Raw genomic sequence first — 20,701 nt, 5'->3', positions numbered from 1 at the left:
AAAATCATTATTGGAGTTGCCTCCAATTGACTGTTGATGCTGGCTTGGCTAGCTGTAGTGGTGGTGGTTCTGTACCGGGTGGGAGTGGGCCGGGACCGCCACCACCACCACTGCCACCACTGCCGCCGCCGATTTTGATAATAATCCCTTTTCCTCTCAGGGAGATGCCTTTGGGAGAAGTGGTCGTGCGATTAGTGTCATTGTCCTGTGCGGCGGCCGCCTGATAAAGACCGTCACCATTTGCATCCAGAATTTGCTGCGTGGGTTTCAAACCATACTGAACACCCAAAAACGTTCTGTAGCCCCGAGCAGGAGCGGAGGTGGGTTGGCAGGTCTCTCCAGTTGTGTTGCCTCCGGATGCAGGAACAATACTGAGGAGATCAATGACGTCGCTACCATCAAAGAATGCGGGCATGCTCAAAACCCGTTCCCCTGCAATCGGCAACTCAAAATACCAGCCCTTTTGAGTGCCGGCGAGAGAGTAAGCCAGTGCTGTCTGGGTAGCGGGCATGCGCCAGAAGCTTGCATTGCTACTGCTTCCTTGTCCGGCAATAACTGGTGCGCTAAACACGCGTTCTGCAAGTTTGGTGTCTCGCCCGTTGGTTCCAATAGCTGCTGGCGTAACTGCGGATGTATCTACAAGCACCTTGCCCAAGTTGGGGCCAGCAACTGTATCCAGCTTGTAGCGTGTATTGTCCAGTATTGAGTACAGCGTTTGTACCGTCACGTCGGTTCTATCGCCTTCGGTCACATTTCTGCCCGTCCCAAAAACAACCATCATGCCACCGACAGTAACGTTAGGCCTGAGGTTGGGAGCTGCAGTAATGGGCTGGCGATTGGCAGTGTTTGCCTTCTCCACCGCTGTGTAAAAGGGCGTGCATGCAGTGCATCCTGCTGCAGAGAAAGCCACTTTCCAGTTGCTTGCCTCTGCGTTAGAGACGTCAAACTTCCAAATATTGCCCCGTAAATCTCCTGCATAGATCATGTCCACAGTGCCGTCGCCATTAATATCCAGCAGGCGTGGTGTGGAAAGCCCATTGGCCGTAGATTCCGTTCCTGTACTTGCGGCATTGATTTTCTTAATGGATTTGTCTCCATCAAGGTATTGAATCAAAAGAACCGGATCTTCGCTACCACTGTTATACCCATTTCCCAATACAACAGCCCAACGGCCATTGTTCATGCGTGTAATCTGGGTAGCAATCTGCGAATTATTCTCTGAAGTGACGGGATCTCCAAAAATATTACCAATGTCGCTGTCTACTCCGTCGGTTTTGTCCATTACGACGAGCGAAGACGCATTGGCCGCCAAAAAGTTGGAGGTTTCTGCTCCTGCGGTGTATCCAGGGCGGGTGACATCCAGAACATAGTAGCCTTTGCCACCAGCACCCAATGTGCCAACCAACATCGTTTTCCAGGATGGAAGCGCACTGGTTCCTGTGTTGACATCACCAGTGAAAGGTGACCCATCAACAAAGTAACGGTGGCTGTAATTTTGTTTCGGCAGCTGCGAAAGATTTTTTATGACACCCTGAGGCACATATGCAATCTTTTCCGTTCCATCTGCGGCTGAAAAACCATGCAGCATGCCATCGTTACCACCAACATAAAGCATAGGCATACGATAGCGCTGCGCATTTGCAAAGGTGCGATATCCATCTACAGTCAGGCCATTATTGGGGGGACCGACGTACCACAGTGTGGAGTTGGCAACATCGCCCTGCCGAGACCGGCGAACCCGGAACGGCTCCGTAACGGTTGTCCCTTCCTTGGTTCTGTCGCCTCGAATGTAATTCAGTCGATCCTCTCCGAGCGTATCGGTCACTGTATCAACAGTATTCAACAGAATTTTTTGGGCGGCACTAAGGTTGGCCCAGGTAAAAGTTGTGCCGGCCGTCGTTGTATCGTTGTAAGTGAAAATCAATCTAGAAGATATGTCGGTTGCTGACAGCTCATTCAGCTTATCTCCCGTGGTTTTTCCCCTTGTTGGTAGGGTTGAAGTCATACCCCACGCAGTATTGTCGGTAAGCGCTGCGGTCGCAACAGCAACTGTTTTCGATCCAATCCCGCCAATCCAGCCATCTGCTTCATAGGTAGAGAAGAAGGCCGTAGTTCCCTGGTTGCTAATGGAGCTGGAAGCGCTTGAAAATCCAGTTATTGGTCTGGTAGAGTCGGCAATAATTGTGCCCACAATATCCTTGAAGGCATTGACCAAATCTTGCGACGTTTGTGCCGGGTAGAATTTACCTCGACTATTAATGGCAGTATGCCAGAGCTCCTCTTGACGACCTGTTTCATTGGTGGCCAGGGGGTCCCGCCAGAGTTTCGTGCCAACAATGGCGCGCGAAAAGTCGCCTCCATACATGCCTTGCGCAATGTTGAACATGGGATTGGTGCCAGTGTCGGGCCAGTTTGCCGCTGCATTGTATCCAATCGTATAAGTCACCATGTGCTGCCAATTGGCAGGATTATTTCTCGGATTCCAATACTGTGGAATGGTTGCTGTAGTGGCTCCGTCTGCAAATGTTTCGGAGCCTGACTTTTTGATGAGCGGAACAACTTGATTGTTGATTCCTGATTGAAGATCTTGCCTCCAGTAGTGAAATGCCATATCAGACAATGTGGATACAACATTCGTTCCCCAATCATCCCTGTAGATTCGAGTTTCAGGTGCCGTTATGTCGTAGGAGGTGCCATCTGGCAATGTGTGGTTGGTACCATCATCATTGTTGATGGTATTGGCTGGATTGTTGTTCCAGCCGCCATCGGTCATCAAAATGTTGTACGAGCGACGGCATGCATGTACCGGGGCCTCTGTAGTGCCAGGGTCAAAATTGTATGGATTGTTGATTCCAGTAGTTTTCAGGTATTCGCCCGCAACTCCTTGCATACGGTGAGTGGGGGTGTTGTTGCCTGCAACCAGTGTATCCACCCATTTGATGAAATTTCCGCGATGACTATCGTCAGTGGCATTGTCAAGACCTCGCAAGACTTTCATTGAGTTTTTGCTATTGCAACTCACATGGGTGCTAGGTATGGTATTGCAACCCCAAAGAGCTTGGTAGGCAAGTCGTATAGAGTCATCCGGCACGTTGGCAGGCCTGAAGGTCTCTTTGAGTGCATCTTTCAAGGCGGTGATGCCTGCTGTGCCCATGCTGCCAGAATTGTCAACCGATACGATGATATTTGGCGCCGGCTCTCTACTCGCCGATCCGGCTGGGTATTGGACGAGGCTCAGGAAGTCGCCCGCAAGAACCATTTGGGGAAAGCCAATAGTTCCAATTATTAGCGCGATGGCGTTTTTCTGAAAGTTATGATTTGTTTTCATATAATTTCCTGATGTTGCCGTAAATTATTTGGCCTCGCCAGATATGGATGGAAAAGCGACGATATTTTGTAAAACAACCTGTGTGCTTGGCTTGAGACCGCGGGCAATGGCGGTGATGCGGTAGAAGATTTTTGCATTAACCACTTCAGGTTCTGCTCCAATTAGTATGCCTGAGCCTGTCTCTTTTGGTTCGTATTTGATGACCTCCACCCAGTACCAAGCCCCTCTGCCTGCTGTCGTGTCGGCCAGGATGGGGTTGCTGGAAGTTCCTGCGCTTGCACCTGTGTATTGACCATATCTTGCGCCAATATTGGCTGTAATCATGGCACTCATCATGGTGGAGTCGTTCCAGAAGTCCTGCGCACCAGTGCGGAACTGACAAATGCCGTTGAAACATTTTGTAGTCTGTGCGTCAAGCGTGTAGGTCAGCGCATCCAGTTCGTTGTGAGCGGTGGGATAAAAAGTCGAACTGGCAACAGCTCGTTGGTTGGTGCCAATCTCTGAGCCCTGACGAATGTCAAGTTCCGCATCTTGCAACATAACTTGCGCTGCCTCGAATGCCCTTTGGTAGTCTGTATCGTTGCCCACGATGAGTTCGTTAAAAAACGCCGTGCGCGATGCCCACAAGGCCAGTAGCATCGACATCAAGACCAGAACGATCACAATAAAGAGTGAGATACCTTGCTGATTTTTGTACTTTTTCATGGCAGCCTCACGATATAGCCTTTGGCCAAGCATGATTGCGGATGTGGAATATATTTTTGAAAACCATACGCAGCTTATTTCCTCGGGTTGCGGTGGTTCCATCGCATTTGGTATAGCTCGCGCCGACAGTATCTATGACTTGTTCACCCTCTAGTTCAAGGCATACTTCAATACCATAAACTTCTGGCCAGTCAGTGGGGCTCAGGTTGGCTGCAGATGCATAGCGAAATTGTGGCTGGCTATCAGCTATGTTCAGTTTCTGTTGTAGATAGCGAATCCTTAGGTCTACCAGATTGCTAATGATCGGTTGTACCATCCCAATACCGTTGGAACACTCCAGGTCGGTACCATTTTTCCGAAATTGATTGAGAATGATTGGAACTGAAGCAATTCCATTGTTGCTTCCTAAACAATCGCTGACAAGATATCCCTCAATCGGCGTGGAAGATGGTGGGGTTGGATAAATGGACTCGCTCGCGTTGACATATCGCAACGAGATGATGAATTGGCTGGCTGTTGGTGTGTCCACTCCAGCAATGGGTGGGAGGCCAGATAACGTAACAGCAGTCGGTTGAACAAATGTTGCTGCATCACGAGGATCCGCTGCTGTATTGAGGGGTCTTCCTCCAGCTTGGCGTAGTTGCTGTCCAATGACTCTAAAGGCATAGGAGGCTTGCTGTTGCAGCGTTGTAGTATCGCCAACTGTTGTAGTGACCCCTCGCGATACCATAATCGCACCCAAACCTACACTGATGGTGAGCAGGCCGATTGTCAGGCCAACCAATAATTCTATAAGTGTGGCCCCACGTTGTTTTGTGTGCACGCGGGAGAGAATATATGAATTGAAGGCGCTATGCGCTTTTGAGCTTACGTGCATCATAGGCTTTATTCAAATTTTAGAACAAAAAACCAGCGGGCCACTGGGAATGCATCGTTGGGTGAGGTTGATATATTGCAAGTGGCAGATTCTCCCTGCTGGACAGGCTACAGACCCAGAGGTTGAAGTGCCAGTCACTGAAAAAATGGCTTTGTATGCGGAGGTGTCTGCCAGGGAATCTCCCTCGCGAGCGCGCTCATTTTCTCGCCAAGAGAGCATCACTCCCAACTGCCTGGCATCGCTTCCAGAAACAAAGACAGTTGCATCACCGACGGGCAAATTTGCTCTTACGCTACGCAACCAACGATCCACGTCATAAGTGGCTAGCTGGGCCGCTGTGCAGTTTGTGGTGGGAAATCCTGAATCGATCGCGCAGGCTGGGGCTGCTCCTAAGGTTGAAGCCCATGCCACAGCGTAGCTGGCGGCATTGCCTATGGCATTCGGGTTCGCTCTTACTCGCTCACTAAGGTCTTCAATCAGCTTAACGGCCTGAGCACGCCTGACGCCGGTTTGAGTGTCCGCCAGTGTTCGCATCTGAATGCCAACTACGCCAAGCAATCCAAGCGCCATCACGACGATCGCAACCAATGATTCAAGGAGCGTAATCCCTTTTTGAGAAACCTCGCGGCTGCGGGAGAAGTCATAAACTAGCATGTCACGCTTTCTTTAACAACGCGGACTCGCCCGCCAGATGAAAAGCAAACTGCAGTTGCGGCGGGTGATGCCACGCCACCTGCTCGTGGGACGATGGCGAAGCTGGCCGCATTGATATTATTGGTGCGCCCCCATCGGTCGAAGCGAAATGACGCTGCGCTATTTTTGTTAGAAATATCTACACTTGTTGGCATCTGGAAAGATTGCAGTATTTCCTCTCCGGCATCCAGATTCCCATCTTCATCTGTATCCACAAAAATAATCCATCCGCAGCTCCACTCTTCGATATTGGGTGCGAATGTGCAGCCATCTGTGCCGTTTGCAATTTTTCTAACACTAACCCTGCCACCTCGTTTGATGGCCTCCGAGCGCGCTACATAAATTGTGCTGGTGATGTTGTTTACCGCTTGGTTGGTGCGCCAGCGCTCAATCATGGGGCCAAAGCTTGGGAGTGCCAGGGCTGTAAGCACGGCCAGAATTGTGATGACAATCAGCAGTTCAATAGCGGTGAAGCCTAGAGCGTGTCGCGACCGCTGGGCTGGCCGCTTGGCTGATTCTGGGTGGTGTACGAGCATGCTTCGCATCATATTTCCCTGAAGTCTGCCTAGAGGGGCGGGGTGGACGGGTGGCTTCGAATGAGTGATGAGTGGTGTTCGCTATCGTGTGTAGCCGAGGCATGCACCTGCATTGTTGCGACCTCGGCACTCGCGTTTCAATCGGCGGTCTCGTTCTGCGCTTGACTCTTCCGAACTGCTCTTTGGCTGCTTGGCGCGAGGCTGCTTTTTTGTGGGGCCGCTGGTGCTTTGTGCTGTGTTGAGCTCTTTCTTTGTGTGGGTTTTTAAATGGGCTGCATTTGGAGTGCTGAGAATTGCAAGGAATATAAGTGCATGAACTATCTGAAAATTTGTTGATCGCATTTTTTGGGTGAATGAAATTTGCAAATGCTGGTAATGTTGGTTGGAGGTTTTATGTATTTTTGGTGAACCTTGATTTTTCTAGGAAATGGAGTGAGGGGTGATTTCATTGGGGAGCTTGATTTTTTTCATCTGCCAATCTCATTGGTGCTTCATCGGTTTCTATTTTTCGAAGCAAACTTGGACGCCAGGGGCTATTTGTGCCCATTGTCTGCTCTCAAAACTATCGATCCCCTTGGGGTTTTTGTTGCCTGTTATTCGCTCTGTCTCGCGAATTTTTGCAGAATCCCTCATTCGTGAAGTCGTCGGCGCAGGCGTAGGGCGCCGGGGTGGTGGGCTGACGGCAGCCTGTGGGTGTCTTCTCTCCTCTTAGTGAAAGCCTGCTGGCAGCCCTCTCGGCAACTCGGTTGCTGATCTCCAGGGTCTCAAAAAAGGTTTGCAGATTGAGTGCTGCTGGATCGTGCGTCATTCTGACCCACTGTTAGGAAGCATGGCGCATGAATTCTGGTGGATTGGGCATGTGGATGCCTTTGCTGTCCAGACCCTTCCAGGGGTTGTGCTCCCGGCTTTCTGGATCTGGCGGAGTCTGGGGCGCCTGATCTTGGTGCGCAGTTTTTCAAGAGCTTTCTTGAGGGCGGTTGACGGCTTGGGTGGATGGTCGCACCCGCGTTCACGACCTACTATTTCTATGCGTTTGCGCTTCGCGCCTGGCTGCAATGATTGCGCGCGCGGATGATGCACAGGCATGGGTGGTTGCGCATCTGAGTCACATCCGTAGAGCCATGGCGCCGATTTTTGGGCGCTACCTGGCGCGGATGTGGTGGTCGCGCAGGACGTGCCGCATTCTTTTTTTATCTTCCAGGGCGGTGCGACTCTTTAGATGTGGCTAGTCGGCTGTGGGCCGCGGCGTGAGATCTTGCCCCGGGCAATGAACTTGGCGTTGCCTAGGCAGGGTTGGTTGTGCTGGACTTTGTGTCTAGCAGCCCTAAGCGGCTCGCCTACGGGTCGGGTAGGCAAAAACCTGTCTCAGGGTATAATCCAAAAGTTTTGCATGGTGCAAGACGCACGCTAGCGGCCGTTCCAGCTGCTAGCGCAAGTAAAAACCATGGCCCGCTTTCCGCTAGGCCACATCAAAGGAAAAACATGATCGCATCCTCCATCAAGGCCGAAGTCGTCAAGGCGAACGCCCGTGCTGCCAACGACACTGGTAGCCCAGAAGTGCAAGTGGCCCTGCTGACCGCCCGCATCAACGAACTGACCCCCCACTTCAAGACGCATGCCAAGGACCACCATGGTCGTCGTGGCCTGCTGCGCATGGTGAGCCGTCGTCGCAAGCTGCTGGACTATCTGAAGGCCAAGGACGCTGACCGTTACACCGCGCTGATCGCCAAGTTGGGTCTGCGCAAGTAATTTTCATTGCATGCGAAAACGCCTGGGTTAGTCCGCTAGCTCAGGCGTTTTTTACTTCGGAGTCGCAAAACAGAGCGAAGCTGTGTCATTCCAATGAAGTTGCCGCCATGCGCTGGCGGGCAGGTTCCCTGGAATGGCATCGTGTTCTGAATTGCCCTCCGTGACAATCTGGTAGCGCGCTACCAGCTATTAAAACAGGAGCTGAACATGAGCATTTTCAACAAAGTTACCAAGTCTTTCCAATGGGGCGACAAGACCGTCGTCATGGAAACGGGCGAGATTGCCCGCCAAGCCTCCGGCGCCGTGCTGGTCAACATCGATGACACCGTAGTGCTGGCCACCGTGGTGGGGTCCAAGATTGCCAAGGCCGGACAGGACTTCTTCCCGTTGACCGTGGACTACATCGAGAAGACCTACGCCGCTGGCAAGATCCCCGGCAGCTTCTTCAAGCGCGAAGCCAAGCCCAGCGAACTCGAAACGCTGACCAGCCGCCTGATCGACCGCCCGATCCGCCCGCTGTTCCCCGAAGGTTTCTACAACGATGTGCATGTGGTCATCCACACCATCTCGCTGAACCCCGAAGTGGACGCAGACATTGCTGCCATGATCGCTGTGAGTGCCGCGCTGTCGATCTCCGGTATCCCGTTCAACGGCCCCATCGGTGCTGCGCGCGTGGGCTACATCAACGGCGAATACGTGCTGAACCCCGGCCAGACCGCCCGCAAGAACTCGCAGATGGACCTGATCGTCGCCGGCACCGAAGCTGCCGTGCTGATGGTCGAATCCGAAGCGCAACAATTGCCTGAAGACATCATGCTGGGCGCCGTGGTGTTCGGCCACGAGCAAGGCAAGATCGCCATCAATGCCATCCACGAACTGGTGCGCGACGCTGGCAAGCCCGTGTGGGACTGGCAAGCGCCTGCCAAGGACGAGCCCTTCATCGCCAGGATCGCTGGCCTGGCCGAAGAAAAGCTGCGCGCTGCTTACCAGATCCGCAGCAAGCAAGCCCGTACGCACGCCCTGCGCGAAGCCACGGCCTCTGTGTTCGCCTCGCTGAAGGCCGAAGGCGTGGAATTCGATTCCGTCAAGGTTGAAGGCCTGCTGTTCGATATCGAAGCCAAGATTGTCCGCAGCCAGATCCTGGCAGGCGAGCCTCGCATTGATGGCCGCGACACGCGCACCGTGCGCCCCATCGAGATTCGCAACTCCGTGCTGCCCCGCACGCACGGCTCGGCGCTGTTCACGCGCGGTGAAACCCAGGCGCTGGTGATCTCCACACTGGGCACCGAGCGCGATGCCCAGCGCATCGACGCGCTGGCTGGCGAGTTCGAAGACCGCTTCATGTTCCACTACAACATGCCTCCATTCGCCACCGGCGAAGTGGGTCGCATGGGCTCCACCAAGCGCCGTGAAATCGGCCACGGCCGCCTGGCTAAGCGCGCTCTCGTGGCCGTGCTGCCCACGAAGGAAGAATTCCCGTACACCATCCGCGTGGTGTCCGAAATCACCGAGTCCAACGGTTCGTCCTCGATGGCTTCCGTCTGCGGTGGCTGCCTGTCCATGATGGACGCTGGCGTGCCCATGAAGGCGCACGTGGCAGGCATTGCCATGGGCCTGATCAAGGAGGACAACCGCTTCGCCGTGCTGACCGACATCCTGGGTGACGAAGATCACCTGGGCGACATGGACTTCAAGGTGGCCGGCACGACCAGCGGCATCACTGCGCTGCAGATGGACATCAAGATCCAGGGCATCACCAAGGAAATCATGCAGGTCGCTCTGGCGCAGGCCAAGGAAGCGCGCATGCACATTCTGGGCAAGATGCAGGAAGCCATGGGCGAGGCCAAGACCGAAGTGTCCAACTTCGCGCCCAAGCTCTACACGATGAAGATCAACCCCGAGAAGATCCGCGATGTGATCGGCAAGGGCGGCGCGGTGATCCGTGCGCTGACCGAAGAAACCGGTTGCCAGATCAACATCGAGGAAGACGGCACCATCACCATCGCCGCGACTGACGCAGCGAAGGCCGACGAGGCTAAGAAGCGCATCGAGCAGATCACGGCTGAGGTCGAGATCGGCAAGATCTACGAAGGTCCCGTGACCAAGATCCTGGACTTCGGCGCCCTGATCAACCTGCTGCCCGGCAAGGATGGCCTGTTGCACATCAGCCAGATCGCGCACGAGCGTGTTGAGAGGGTATCCGACTACCTGACCGAAGGCCAGATCGTGAAGGTCAAGGTCATGGAAACTGACGAAAAGGGTCGCATCAAGCTGTCGATGAAGGTGCTGGCCGAGCGCCCAGCAGGCGGTAGCGACCGCCCCGCGCCTGCCGAGCGCGGTGACCGCGAGCCACGCCGTGACCATGGTCGTGACGGTGGTCGCCAGCCTGCGGAGCAGCAACAGCAGCAATCTCTGTTGTCGGATGGTGCGTCCGAGCAGGTGGTTGGCTGAGTTATTGATTGCTATTGATTTTGTAGCTGTTTGCGCTTATGGATAGCGCGCAAACGGCCAAAATCATTCCAATTTTTACTTTCCATGGATCGCAATATGCGTGCAGTCGAGATCACGTCGTTTGGCGAGCCTCAGGTGCTGGCCCTGGGGGATCGCCCCAGGCCGGAGCCTGGCGTGGGTGAGCTGCTGATCCGCGTTGCCGCCAGTGGGATCAACCGTCCTGATGTGCTGCAGCGCTTGGGGCACTACGCGCCACCACCGGGCACCTCGGACCTGCCGGGGCTGGAGGTGGCGGGGGTGGTCGAGTCTGGTGACGCTGCGGCTCTGGCCGAAGCGGGCGTGCGCGTGGGCGACCGCGTGTGCGCGCTGGTGGCCGGTGGTGGCTATGCCGAATGGTGTGTCGCTCCGGTGGCGCAGTGTTTGCCGGTGCCCGATGGGCTGAGTGATGTGGAGGCGGCATCGTTGCCGGAGACCTTCTTCACGGTGTGGAGCAATGTGTTTGACCGTGGTCGTCTGCAGGCGGGGGAGACCTTGCTGGTGCAGGGTGGGGCCAGCGGCATTGGCGTCACGGCGATCCAGTTGGCGCGGGCGCTCGGTGCGGTGGTCATTGCCACGGTGGGCAGCGACGAAAAATGCGCTGCCTGCCTCGCGCTCGGTGCGCACCATGCCATCAACTACAAGTCGCAAGACTTTGTGGCCGAGGCGCGGCGCATCACGGAAGGGCGGGGAGTGGATGTGGTGCTCGACATGGTCGCGGGCGACTATGTGGCGCGGGAGGTGGAATGCCTGGCAGAAGATGGCCGGCTGGTCATCATTGCGGTGCAGGGTGGGGTCAAAAGTGACTTCAATGCGGGGCTGGTTTTGCGGCGCCGCCTCACCATCACCGGGTCTACATTGCGTCCGCGTCCTGTGGCTTTCAAGGGGGCTATTGCCCGCGCACTGCGTGAGCGGGTGTGGCCCTTGTTGGCAGCTGGCAAGGTGCGCCCCGTCATCCACAGCACATTTGCTGCGGCAGATGCATCTCAAGCCCATGCCCTGATGGAATCGAACCAGCATATCGGCAAGATTGTTTTGATGTGGTAACCATGAACAACAAGAAAAAACTCATCGCAGGCAACTGGAAGATGAATGGCAGCCTGGCTGCCAACGAAGTGCTGCTGAAGGCGCTCATCGCAGGTCTGGATGGTGTGGCTTGCGACGTGGCGGTGGCGGTTCCCGCACCGTACCTGGCGCAGGTGCAGGCACTCACTGCTGGAACAGCGGTCGCTGTGGCGGCGCAGGATGTTTCCCGGTACGAGTCGGGGGCCTATACCGGCGAGGTCTCCGTGGCGATGCTCAAGGATTTTGGCGTGCGTTATGCCCTGGTGGGGCACTCGGAACGTCGCCAATACCATGGCGAAACCGACGTGGCGGTGGCGGAGAAGGCGCAGCGCGCCCTGGCCGCAGGTGTCACCCCCATCGTTTGTGTGGGGGAAACCTTGCAGGAGCGCGAAGCGGGGCAGACCGAAGCGGTGGTCAAGCGTCAGCTGGCGGCGGTGATTCACCTCAATGGTCACTGCATCAGCGAGATCGTGGTGGCCTACGAGCCTGTCTGGGCCATTGGCACAGGGCGCACTGCATCTCCAGAGCAAGCGCAGGCGGTCCATGCGGTGTTGCGCGCGCAGCTCGCGGCGGCCAGCGAGCATGCCGATCGGATTCGTTTGCTGTACGGCGGCAGCATGAATGCGGGCAACGCGGCGCAGCTGCTGGCTCAGCCGGACATCGACGGTGGACTGGTGGGGGGCGCCTCGTTGAAGGCGGCCGACTTTTTGCAAATCATTGCGGCAGCCCGGTGAGGCTGCCGAAGTTATTCAATCAGGAGTGAACAGAGAATGAACGTGATCGTGAATGTGATTTTGGCGGTGCAGATGTTGGCGGCCCTGGTGATGATTGGCCTGATCCTCATCCAGCACGGCAAGGGAGCCGACATGGGGGCCGCATTTGGCAGCGGAAGCTCGGGCAGCCTGTTTGGCGCCAGTGGCAGCGCCAACTTCCTGTCGCGCAGCACGGGGGTGCTGGCTGCGGTCTTTTTTGTGTCCACGCTGGCGCTGGCCTACTTTGGCAACGCGCGCCCTGCCAGCTCTGGCAGCGTGCTGGAGGCGCCTGCTACCGTGGCGCCCGCCGCTGCGGCTCCGGATGCGACCGTTGCTCCTGCTGTACCGGCATCGGGCGCTGCGCAGATTCCGACCAAATAATCTGCACTAAATTGGGCTCTGCAAGCTGAAGCAGGGTTTTTCCGGAGTAGAATTCCGGATTGTCTGGAAAGCCAAAACCGCAAGGTTCCTCATGCCATCCAGACGCAGCAACCAGCCGTCGTGGTGAAATTGGTAGACACGCTATCTTGAGGGGGTAGTGGCGAAAGCTGTGCGAGTTCGAGTCTCGCCGACGGCACCAAAACAAAGGCCTCCCCGCATGATCCATCCGGAATCATGTCGGGCAAGGCCACAGCGGTGAGCACATCCTCAAGATGAACCTCGATCAGTACCTCCCCGTCCTTTTGTTCATCTTGGTTGGCATCGCCGTCGGCGTTGTCCCCCTCGTACTCGGCTACATACTGGGCCCCAATCGCCCGGATGCCGCAAAGAACTCCCCCTACGAATGTGGCTTTGAAGCCTTCGAGGATGCGCGCATGAAGTTCGATGTGCGCTACTACCTCGTGGCCATTCTCTTCATTCTGTTCGACCTCGAAATCGCATTCCTCTTCCCCTGGGCGGTAACGCTTCATGATGTGGGCATGGCGGGTTTCGTGGCGGTCGTCATCTTCCTGGCCATCCTGGTCGTGGGCTTTGCCTACGAGTGGAAAAAGGGTGCCCTGGATTGGGAATGAGCGGGCTTCAACAAGGATCGATGCAATGATTGAAGGCGTGATGAAGGAAGGCTTCATCACCACGAGTTACGACTCCGTGGTGAATTGGGCCAAGACCGGTTCCCTGTGGCCGATGACTTTTGGTCTGGCCTGTTGTGCTGTCGAGATGATGCACGCGGCAGCGGCCCGATATGACATCGGCCGCTTCGGCGCCGAAGTGTTCCGTGCCAGTCCTCGCCAGTCCGATCTGATGATCGTGGCTGGCACCCTTTGCAACAAGATGGCACCGGCGCTGCGCAAGGTGTACGACCAGATGTCCGAGCCCCGCTGGGTGCTGTCGATGGGCTCGTGCGCCAATGGTGGTGGGTACTACCACTACAGCTACTCCGTGGTGCGTGGGTGCGACCGCATCGTGCCAGTAGACGTGTACGTGCCAGGCTGCCCACCCACGGCAGAAGCGCTGATCTACGGGATCATCCAGTTGCAGCAGAAGATTCGCCGCACCAACACCATTGCTCGTGTCTGAAGGGTTGATGATGACTGCTGTTGCCATTCGGCCTGAAAAACTCAAAGACAACATTGCTGCGGCGCTGGGTGCGAAGGTGCGCCAGATCACGGTGGCCCTGGATGAGGTCACGCTGGTGGTGTCTGCCGCTGACTACCTGGATGCCATGCGTCTGCTGCGCGACGCTGAGGGGTGCCGCTTCGAGCAGCTGGTGGATCTGTGTGGCGTGGATTACTCCGCGTATGGCGATGCGGTGAACGAAGGGGCGCGCTACTGTGTGGTGTCGCACTTGCTGTCCGTGAGTCTCAATCAGCGTGTGCGCGTGAAGGTGTTTTGCGCCGATGATGATTTCCCGGTGGTGGCATCGGTCTCCGATCTGTGGAACTCGGCCAACTGGTACGAGCGCGAGGCGTTTGACCTGTTCGGCATCGTGTTCGATGGCCACAACGATCTGCGCCGCATTCTGACCGACTATGGCTTCATCGGCCATCCCTTCCGCAAGGACTTCCCGCTGTCGGGCCATGTCGAGATGCGCTACGACGCTGAGCAGCGTCGGGTGGTCTACGAGCCCGTCTCGATCGAGCCGCGTGAGATCACGCCGCGCATCATCCGCGAAGACAAGTACGGAGGCCTGCACTGAGGCGCCCGGCGCCCCACGTGAACCATCATGGCTGAAATCAAGAACTATTCCCTGAACTTTGGTCCGCAGCACCCGGCGGCGCACGGTGTGTTGCGCCTCGTGCTGGAGTTGGACGGCGAGGTCGTGCAACGTGCCGACCCGCACATTGGTCTGCTGCACCGTGCCACCGAAAAGCTGGCCGAGCACAAGACCTACATCCAGTCGCTGCCCTACATGGACCGCTTGGACTACGTGTCCATGATGTCCAACGAGCACGCCTACTGTCTGGCCATCGAAAAGCTGCTGGGTCTGGAAGTGCCTGTGCGTGCGCAGTACATCCGCGTGATGTTCTCCGAGATCACACGCCTGCTGAACCACCTGATGTGGCTGGGCTCGCACGGCAACGACTGTGGCAGCTCCACCATCCTGATCTACACCTTCCGCGAACGCGAAGACCTGTTCGACATGTACGAAGCCGTCTCCGGCGCGCGCATGCACGCGGCGTACTTCCGTCCGGGGGGCGTCTACCGCGACCTGCCGGATTCCATGCCGCAATACAAGGTCAGCAAGATCAAGAACGCCAAGGCATTGGAGGCTCTGAACCAGAACCGCCAGGGCTCGCTGCTTGATTTCATCGACGATTTCACCAAGCGCTTCCCCGGCTGTGTGGATGAGTACGAGACGTTGTTGACTGACAACCGCATCTGGAAGCAGCGCACCGTGGGCATCGGCGTGGTGCCACCCGAGCGTGCGCTCAACCTGGGCATGACCGGCCCCATGATCCGTGGCTCTGGCATTGCCTGGGACCTGCGCAAGACGCAGCCCTACGATGTGTACGACCGCGTGGATTTTGATGTGCCTGTGGGCAAGACTGGCGACTGCTACGACCGCTACTTGGTTCGCGTGCAGGAGATGCGCGAGTCCAACCGCATCATCAAGCAGTGCGTGGACTGGCTGCGCGCCAATCCGGGCCCCGTCATCACTGGCAACCACAAGGTGGCGGCGCCTGCGCGCGAATCCATGAAGTCCAACATGGAAGAGCTGATCCACCATTTCAAGCTCTTCACCGAAGGTTTCCACGTGCCCGAAGGCGAAGCCTATGCTGCCGTGGAGCACCCCAAGGGCGAGTTCGGCATCTATCTGGTCAGCGATGGCGCCAACAAACCTTACCGCCTCAAGATTCGTGCGCCTGGTTTTGCGCACCTCGCCACCTTGGACGAAATGGCCCGTGGCCACATGATCGCCGACGCCGTGGCCATCATTGGCACCATGGATATCGTGTTCGGGGAGATCGACCGATGAACAGCAGCAATACCAAGATCACCGAGGCGACGCTGGCGCGCTTTGCACGCGAAGTGGCCAAGTACCCTCCCGAGCAGGCGCAGTCCGCCGTGATGGCCTGCCTGTCCATCGTGCAGCAGGAGCAGGGCTGGGTCAGCGCCGAGAGCGAGGCCGTGATCGCCGATTACCTGGGCATGGCCCAGATCGCGGTGCACGAAGTCACCACGTTCTACAACATGTACAACCAGCAGCCGACGGGCAAGTACAAGCTCAACGTTTGCACCAACCTGCCTTGCCAGCTGCGTGACGGCCAGAAGGCGCTGCATCACCTCGAAAAGAAGCTCGGTGTGACCATGGGCGAGACCACAGCCGACGGCCTGTTCACCCTGCAGCAGTGTGAGTGCCTGGGCGCCTGCGCCGATGCGCCAGTGATGCTGGTCAACGACCGCACGATGTGCAGCTTCATGGACAACGACAAGCTCGATCAGTTGGTGGACGGTCTGCGCGCGGCGGAGGGACAAGTATGACCACCGCCGCACAGATCCTCTCGCAGTTCCAGGCCACGGGCGTCCAGACCTGCTTCCATGACCGCCACATCAACCCGCAGATCGTGGCGGGGCTCGACGGCACGAACTGGAGCATCAAGGACTACGAAGCGCGCGGCGGTTATGCCGCACTGCGCAAGATCCTGGGCACCGACGGCGGCGAGCCGCTCACGCAGGACCAGGTCATCGCCACCGTCAAGGAATCGGGCCTGCGTGGCCGCGGCGGTGCGGGCTTCCCCACCGGCCTCAAGTGGAGCTTCATGCCCCGCTCGTTCCCCGGCCAGAAGTACCTCGTCTGCAATTCTGACGAGGGTGAGCCGGGCACGTGCAAGGACCGCGACATCCTACAGTTCAACCCGCACATCGTCATCGAAGGCATGATCATCGCGGCCTACGCGATGGGCATTACCGTGGGCTACAACTACATCCACGGCGAGATTTTCCAGACCTATGACCGCTTCGAGGCGGCGCTGGAAGAGGCGCGCGCTGCGGGCTATCTGGGCGACAAGATCCTGGGCAGCAACTTCAGCTTCCAGCTGCATGCGGCGCACGGCTTCGGTGCCTACATCTGCGGCGAAGAGACCGCGCTGCTCGAATCGCTGGAAGGCAAGAAGGGGCAGCCCCGCTTCAAGCCACCGTTCCCTGCCAGCTTCGGTCTGTATGGCAAGCCCACGACCATCAACAACACAGAGACCTTCGCGGCGGTGCCGTGGATCATTCGCAACGGCGGTGCGGCGTATCTTGAGTGCGGCAAGCCCAATAACGGTGGCACGAAGATTTTTTCGGTCTCGGGCGACGTGGAAAAACCCGGCAACTACGAAGTGCCTCTGGGTACACCGTTCGCCAAGCTGCTCGAACTGGCCGGTGGCGTGCGCAAGGGCCGCCAGCTCAAGGCCGTGATTCCTGGTGGCTCGTCCGCCCCCGTGCTGCCCGCGTCCATCATCATGGAATGCACGATGGACTACGACTCCATCGCCAAGGCCGGCTCCATGCTGGGTTCGGGCGCCGTGATCGTGATGGACGACTCCCGCAGCATGGTCGAGAGCCTGCTGCGCCTGTCGTACTTCTACTCGCACGAATCCTGCGGCCAGTGCACGCCCTGCCGCGAAGGCACGGGCTGGATGTGGCGTGTGATCGACCGGATCCAGCATGGCCAGGGACGCGAAGGCGACCTGAACCTGCTCAATTCGGTGGCGGACAACATCCAGGGCCGCACCATCTGTGCGCTGGGTGACGCGGCGGCCATGCCGGTGCGCGCCATGATCAAGCACTTCCGTCCGGAATTCGAAGCGCTGATCCGCCAAGAGAAGACCCCTCAGGCTTCCACCTCCGCCTGATCGCGAGAAACGCATATGGTTGAAATCGAACTCGACGGGCAGAAAGTAGAAGTCGCTGAAGGCTGCATGGTGATGCATGCTGCCGAGAAAGCTGGCACCTACATTCCCCATTTCTGTTACCACAAGAAGCTTTCCATCGCCGCCAACTGCCGCATGTGCTTGGTGGATGTGGAAAAGGCTCCCAAGCCCATGCCCGCCTGCGCCACGCCGGTGACGCAAGGCATGATCGTGCGCACCAAGAGCGACAAGGCCATCAAGGCTCAGCAGTCGGTCATGGAGTTTCTGCTGATCAACCACCCGCTGGACTGCCCCATCTGCGATCAGGGCGGTGAGTGCCAGCTGCAGGACTTGGCCGTGGGCTATGGCGGCTCTTCTTCGCGCTACGAGGAAGAAAAGCGCGTGGTGCCCGTCAAGGATGTGGGCCCGCTGATTTCCATGCAGGAAATGAGCCGTTGCATTCACTGCACCCGCTGCGTGCGCTTCGGCCAGGAAGTGGCTGGCGTGATGGAACTGGGCATGATCCATCGCGGTGAGCACTCCGAGATCACGACGGTCACGGGCGACACGGTGGACTCCGAGCTGTCGGGCAACATGATCGACATCTGCCCCGTGGGTGCCCTGACCAGCAAGCCTTTCCGCTACAGCGCGCGCACCTGGGAGTTGTCGCGCCGCCGTTCGGTGAGCCCGCACGATTCGACTGGCTCCAACCTGATTGTCCAGGTCAAGAACCACAAGGTCATGCGCGTCGTTCCGCTCGAAAACGAAGCCGTGAACGAATGCTGGATCGCCGACCGCGACCGCTTCTCGTACGAATCGCTCAACAGCGACGACCGCCTGACCCAGCCCATGCTCAAGCAGGGCGGGGTGTGGAAGGAAGTCGATTGGCAGACCGCGCTGGAGTACGTGGCCAATGGCTTGAAGAACATCAAGAACGACCACGGCGCCGGCAGCATCGGTGCGTTGGTCAGCCCGCACAGCACGGTGGAAGAGTTGTACCTCGCTTCTGCTCTGGTGCGCGGCATTGGCAGCGACAACGTCGACTACCGCCTGCGCAACGCCGAGTTCGCTGCGCCCGAAGGTATCCGCTGGCTGGGCACGTCCATCGCCTCCCTGTCCACGCTGCAACGCGTGCTGGTGGTGGGCTCGAATCTGCGCAAGGACCATCCGCTGTTTGCCCAGCGCATTCGTCAGGCTGCGCGCCATGGCTGCCAGGTCAGCGCCATCGCGTCGGTGACCCAGGACTGGGCCATGCCCGTGCAATCTTTCGTAGCGCAAGGCGCTGCGGAATGGATGCAGACACTGGGCGGAATTGCGTCCGCAGTGGCCCAGGAGAAAGGCATTGCTGCACCCCAAGGCGCGGCTGCTGCCAGCGAGGCAGCTCAAGCTATCGCCCGCTCTTTGCTGGGCGGCGAGCGCAAGGCTGTGCTGCTTGGCAATGCCGCTGCACACCATGCTCAGGCCAGCCAGCTGCTGGCGCTTGCCAACTGGATCGGTGAGAACACCGGCGCGAGCGTGGGTTACCTCACGGAAGCCGCTAACACGGTGGGTGCGCAGTTTGCGGGCGCTCACCCTGTCAACGGTGGTCTGAATGCGGCTCAAATGCTCTCCGGTGGTTTGAAGGCGGCGGTGCTGCTCAACACAGAGCCAGTCCATGACTCTGCTGCAGGTGCGCAGGCTGCAACTGCCCTGGCTGGAGCAGAGATGGTGGTCACGTTGAGCCCCTTCAAGGCCAACATGGAGTTCAGTGACGTTCTGTTGCCAATTGCTCCGTTCACGGAAACCTCGGGCAGCTTCGTCAATGCCGAAGGCCGTCTGCAAAGCTTCCATGCCGTGGTGCGTCCCCTGGGCGATACCCGCCCTGCGTGGAAGGTCCTGCGCGTGCTGGCCAATCTGCTGGGCGTGCCGGGCTTCGACTTCGAAACCTCGCAGGACGTGCTGGCCCGCGCCACGAACGCCCCTGCGGGCACGGTCACGCAAGTGCCAGCTGCGCAGCTGTCGAATGCTGTGAAGGCAGTGCCCGCGGCCGCGGCCGCTGCTGGCGAACCCGTGGTGGCTTCCATCTATCAACTGGACGGCTTGGTGCGCCGTTCCACGTCGCTGCAGCTTACTGCCGACGCGCGCATGGCACGTGAAGGAGTGGCCGCATGATCGACGCGATCTACAACGCGGGCCTGAACCTGCTCTCCTTTGGCTGGTGGACCGGTATCGTCTGGCCGGTGCTCTGGATCCTTATCAAGATCGTCTGCATCCTGGCGCCCCTGATGGGGGCAGTGGCCTACCTCACCTTGTGGGAGCGCAAGCTGCTGGGTTTCATGCAAGTGCGCCACGGCCCCAACCGCGTGGGCCCCATGGGCTTGTTGCAGCCGATTGCCGATGCGCTGAAGCTGCTGACCAAGGAAATCATCCAGCCGACCGCTGCGAGCAAGGGCTTGTTCGTGTTGGGCCCTGTCATGGCCATCATGCCGGCGCTGGCAGCCTGGGTGGCGATTCCCTTTGGTCCCGATGTGGCGCTGGCCAATGTCAACGCCGGCCTGCTGCTGGTGATGGCCATTACCTCTATCGAGGTGTACGGCGTAATCATTGCTGGCTGGGCATCAAACTCCAAGTACGCCTTCCTTGGCGCACTGCGCGCTTCGGCCCAGATGGTGAGCTATGAAATCGCCATGGGCTTCTGCTTCCTGGTGGTGATCATGGTCTCGGGCAGCATGAACCTGACCGAGATCGTCATGTCGCAGGCCAAGGGCATGGCGGCCGACAAGGGTCTGACCTTCCTGTCCTGGAACTGGCTGCCTCTGCTGCCGATTTTCCTGGTGTACCTGATCTCCGGCGTGGCCGAGACCAACCGCCACCCCTTCGACGTGGTCGAAGGTGAGGCCGAAATCGTGGCCGGCCATATGGTCGAGTATTCGGGCATGGGCTTCGCGATCTTCTTCCTGGCTGAGTACGCCAGCATGTGGCTCGTGTCCATCCTGGCCGCGCTGATGTTCCTGGGTGGCTGGCTGTCGCCCATCGACAGCGCCCTGTTCAACTGGATTCCAGGCTGGATCTGGCTGGGCCTCAAGACCTTCCTCGTGGTGTCCATGTTCATCTGGATCCGCGCCACATTCCCACGCTTCCGTTATGACCAGATCATGCGTCTGGGCTGGAAGATCTTCATCCCGGTGACGCTGGTGTACTTGCTCTTCGTGGGCGGCTGGCTGCTGTCGCCTTGGAACATCTGGAAATAAGCG

Annotated in this window: 18 protein-coding genes and 1 tRNA gene; 14 read left to right on the top strand and 5 right to left on the bottom strand. The window is 57.9% G+C overall.

Translation table 11 applies throughout. The features are described 5' to 3' along the window. Positions 1-7 precede the first annotated feature (7 nt). The 5 genes from ACYZGB_RS06475 to ACYZGB_RS06455 are packed head-to-tail and all read right to left on the bottom strand — an operon-like array spanning position 8 to position 6,139. The gene (locus ACYZGB_RS06475; RefSeq protein ID WP_462387428.1) at positions 8-3,328 is read right to left on the bottom strand and encodes a PilC/PilY family type IV pilus protein; all 3,321 of its coding nucleotides are present in this window, start codon (positions 3,326-3,328) and stop codon (positions 8-10) included. A gap of 24 nt (positions 3,329-3,352) precedes the next feature. Next, positions 3,353-4,033 (bottom strand): pilus assembly PilX family protein, encoded by a 681-nt coding sequence (locus ACYZGB_RS06470; protein ID WP_462387427.1) that lies wholly within the window; start codon positions 4,031-4,033, stop codon positions 3,353-3,355. Between the two features lie 7 nt (positions 4,034-4,040). After that, positions 4,041-4,913 carry a PilW family protein gene (locus ACYZGB_RS06465; RefSeq protein ID WP_462387426.1) on the bottom strand — a complete coding sequence of 291 codons (873 nt, stop codon included), beginning with the start codon at positions 4,911-4,913 and terminating at the stop codon, positions 4,041-4,043. Positions 4,914-4,922: 9 nt separating this feature from the next. Then, a complete protein-coding gene (pilV, locus tag ACYZGB_RS06460) occupies positions 4,923-5,564 on the bottom strand; it encodes a type IV pilus modification protein PilV (protein ID WP_462387425.1) in 642 nt (213 codons plus the stop codon). Next, positions 5,558-6,139, bottom strand: coding sequence for a GspH/FimT family pseudopilin (locus ACYZGB_RS06455; protein WP_462387424.1), 582 nt, complete (start codon positions 6,137-6,139; stop codon positions 5,558-5,560). Before ACYZGB_RS06455 ends, pilV begins: the two co-directional genes overlap by 7 nt. Before the next feature lie 1,482 nt (positions 6,140-7,621). On the opposite strand from ACYZGB_RS06455, the gene rpsO reads away from it, so the two are divergent. The 14 genes from rpsO (at position 7,622) to nuoH (ending at position 20,698) form a co-directional block, all read left to right on the top strand. Continuing rightward, entirely contained in the window at positions 7,622-7,888 is a 267-nt protein-coding gene (gene rpsO / locus ACYZGB_RS06450) for a 30S ribosomal protein S15 (RefSeq protein ID WP_005793232.1), read from the top strand. A gap of 207 nt (positions 7,889-8,095) precedes the next feature. After that, positions 8,096-10,339 (top strand): polyribonucleotide nucleotidyltransferase, encoded by a 2,244-nt coding sequence (gene pnp / locus ACYZGB_RS06445; RefSeq protein WP_462387423.1) that lies wholly within the window; start codon positions 8,096-8,098, stop codon positions 10,337-10,339. 96 nt (positions 10,340-10,435) lie between these two features. Beyond that, a complete protein-coding gene (locus tag ACYZGB_RS06440) occupies positions 10,436-11,422 on the top strand; it encodes an NAD(P)H-quinone oxidoreductase (protein WP_462387422.1) in 987 nt (328 codons plus the stop codon). A gap of 2 nt (positions 11,423-11,424) precedes the next feature. Further along, positions 11,425-12,174: a triose-phosphate isomerase gene (tpiA, locus tag ACYZGB_RS06435; RefSeq protein ID WP_462387421.1), complete on the top strand. Its 750-nt coding sequence runs from the start codon at positions 11,425-11,427 to the stop codon at positions 12,172-12,174. Positions 12,175-12,210: 36 nt separating this feature from the next. Beyond that, positions 12,211-12,573: a preprotein translocase subunit SecG gene (gene secG, locus ACYZGB_RS06430; protein ID WP_462387419.1), complete on the top strand. Its 363-nt coding sequence runs from the start codon at positions 12,211-12,213 to the stop codon at positions 12,571-12,573. 114 nt (positions 12,574-12,687) lie between these two features. Continuing rightward, positions 12,688-12,772: transfer RNA gene (locus ACYZGB_RS06425), tRNA-Leu, on the top strand. Positions 12,773-12,845: 73 nt separating this feature from the next. Beyond that, positions 12,846-13,205, top strand: a complete 360-nt coding sequence (locus tag ACYZGB_RS06420) for an NADH-quinone oxidoreductase subunit A (protein ID WP_063461100.1) — start codon at positions 12,846-12,848, stop codon at positions 13,203-13,205. Positions 13,206-13,230: 25 nt separating this feature from the next. Continuing rightward, entirely contained in the window at positions 13,231-13,710 is a 480-nt protein-coding gene (locus ACYZGB_RS06415) for a NuoB/complex I 20 kDa subunit family protein (protein ID WP_007849129.1), read from the top strand. A gap of 10 nt (positions 13,711-13,720) precedes the next feature. Further along, the gene (locus ACYZGB_RS06410; RefSeq protein WP_063461379.1) at positions 13,721-14,329 is read left to right on the top strand and encodes an NADH-quinone oxidoreductase subunit C; all 609 of its coding nucleotides are present in this window, start codon (positions 13,721-13,723) and stop codon (positions 14,327-14,329) included. A 27-nt stretch (positions 14,330-14,356) separates the two neighbouring features. Then, positions 14,357-15,610 (top strand): NADH-quinone oxidoreductase subunit D, encoded by a 1,254-nt coding sequence (locus ACYZGB_RS06405; RefSeq protein ID WP_462387417.1) that lies wholly within the window; start codon positions 14,357-14,359, stop codon positions 15,608-15,610. After that, positions 15,607-16,116, top strand: a complete 510-nt coding sequence (gene nuoE / locus ACYZGB_RS06400; protein WP_462387415.1) for an NADH-quinone oxidoreductase subunit NuoE — start codon at positions 15,607-15,609, stop codon at positions 16,114-16,116. The genes ACYZGB_RS06405 and nuoE overlap by 4 nt, the downstream gene beginning before the upstream one ends. Further along, entirely contained in the window at positions 16,113-17,471 is a 1,359-nt protein-coding gene (gene nuoF, locus ACYZGB_RS06395) for an NADH-quinone oxidoreductase subunit NuoF (protein ID WP_462387414.1), read from the top strand. The genes nuoE and nuoF overlap by 4 nt, the downstream gene beginning before the upstream one ends. A 15-nt stretch (positions 17,472-17,486) precedes the next feature. Then, positions 17,487-19,619, top strand: a complete 2,133-nt coding sequence (nuoG, locus tag ACYZGB_RS06390; protein WP_462387412.1) for an NADH-quinone oxidoreductase subunit NuoG — start codon at positions 17,487-17,489, stop codon at positions 19,617-19,619. After that, complete coding sequence (nuoH, locus tag ACYZGB_RS06385) at positions 19,616-20,698, top strand: NADH-quinone oxidoreductase subunit NuoH (protein WP_063461095.1); 1,083 nt, start codon at positions 19,616-19,618, stop codon at positions 20,696-20,698. Before nuoG ends, nuoH begins: the two co-directional genes overlap by 4 nt. Positions 20,699-20,701 lie beyond the last annotated feature (3 nt).

Source organism: Acidovorax sp. Q11 (genome assembly GCF_054950075.1).
Note: the sequence above shows the minus strand (reverse complement) of the source record. Positions and strands in the feature narration are given on the sequence as shown.

Bases quoted from the DNA above. Each gene is read 5' to 3' on its own strand.
- ACYZGB_RS06440 (WP_462387422.1), top strand. From the start codon at position 10,436: ATGCGTGCAGTCGAGATCACGTCGTTTGGCGAGCCTCAGGTGCTGGCC.
- nuoF (WP_462387414.1), top strand. From the start codon at position 16,113: ATGACCACCGCCGCACAGATCCTCTCGCAGTTCCAGGCCACGGGCGTC.
- secG (WP_462387419.1), top strand. From the start codon at position 12,211: ATGAACGTGATCGTGAATGTGATTTTGGCGGTGCAGATGTTGGCGGCC.
- ACYZGB_RS06475 (WP_462387428.1), bottom strand. From the start codon at position 3,328: ATGAAAACAAATCATAACTTTCAGAAAAACGCCATCGCGCTAATAATT.
- ACYZGB_RS06405 (WP_462387417.1), top strand. From the start codon at position 14,357: ATGGCTGAAATCAAGAACTATTCCCTGAACTTTGGTCCGCAGCACCCG.
- ACYZGB_RS06465 (WP_462387426.1), bottom strand. From the start codon at position 4,913: ATGATGCACGTAAGCTCAAAAGCGCATAGCGCCTTCAATTCATATATT.
- ACYZGB_RS06455 (WP_462387424.1), bottom strand. From the start codon at position 6,139: ATGCTCGTACACCACCCAGAATCAGCCAAGCGGCCAGCCCAGCGGTCG.
- pnp (WP_462387423.1), top strand. From the start codon at position 8,096: ATGAGCATTTTCAACAAAGTTACCAAGTCTTTCCAATGGGGCGACAAG.
- nuoH (WP_063461095.1), top strand. From the start codon at position 19,616: ATGATCGACGCGATCTACAACGCGGGCCTGAACCTGCTCTCCTTTGGC.
- ACYZGB_RS06420 (WP_063461100.1), top strand. From the start codon at position 12,846: ATGAACCTCGATCAGTACCTCCCCGTCCTTTTGTTCATCTTGGTTGGC.
- nuoE (WP_462387415.1), top strand. From the start codon at position 15,607: ATGAACAGCAGCAATACCAAGATCACCGAGGCGACGCTGGCGCGCTTT.
- ACYZGB_RS06470 (WP_462387427.1), bottom strand. From the start codon at position 4,033: ATGAAAAAGTACAAAAATCAGCAAGGTATCTCACTCTTTATTGTGATC.
- ACYZGB_RS06410 (WP_063461379.1), top strand. From the start codon at position 13,721: ATGACTGCTGTTGCCATTCGGCCTGAAAAACTCAAAGACAACATTGCT.
- pilV (WP_462387425.1), bottom strand. From the start codon at position 5,564: ATGCTAGTTTATGACTTCTCCCGCAGCCGCGAGGTTTCTCAAAAAGGG.
- tpiA (WP_462387421.1), top strand. From the start codon at position 11,425: ATGAACAACAAGAAAAAACTCATCGCAGGCAACTGGAAGATGAATGGC.
- ACYZGB_RS06415 (WP_007849129.1), top strand. From the start codon at position 13,231: ATGATTGAAGGCGTGATGAAGGAAGGCTTCATCACCACGAGTTACGAC.
- nuoG (WP_462387412.1), top strand. From the start codon at position 17,487: ATGGTTGAAATCGAACTCGACGGGCAGAAAGTAGAAGTCGCTGAAGGC.
- rpsO (WP_005793232.1), top strand. From the start codon at position 7,622: ATGATCGCATCCTCCATCAAGGCCGAAGTCGTCAAGGCGAACGCCCGT.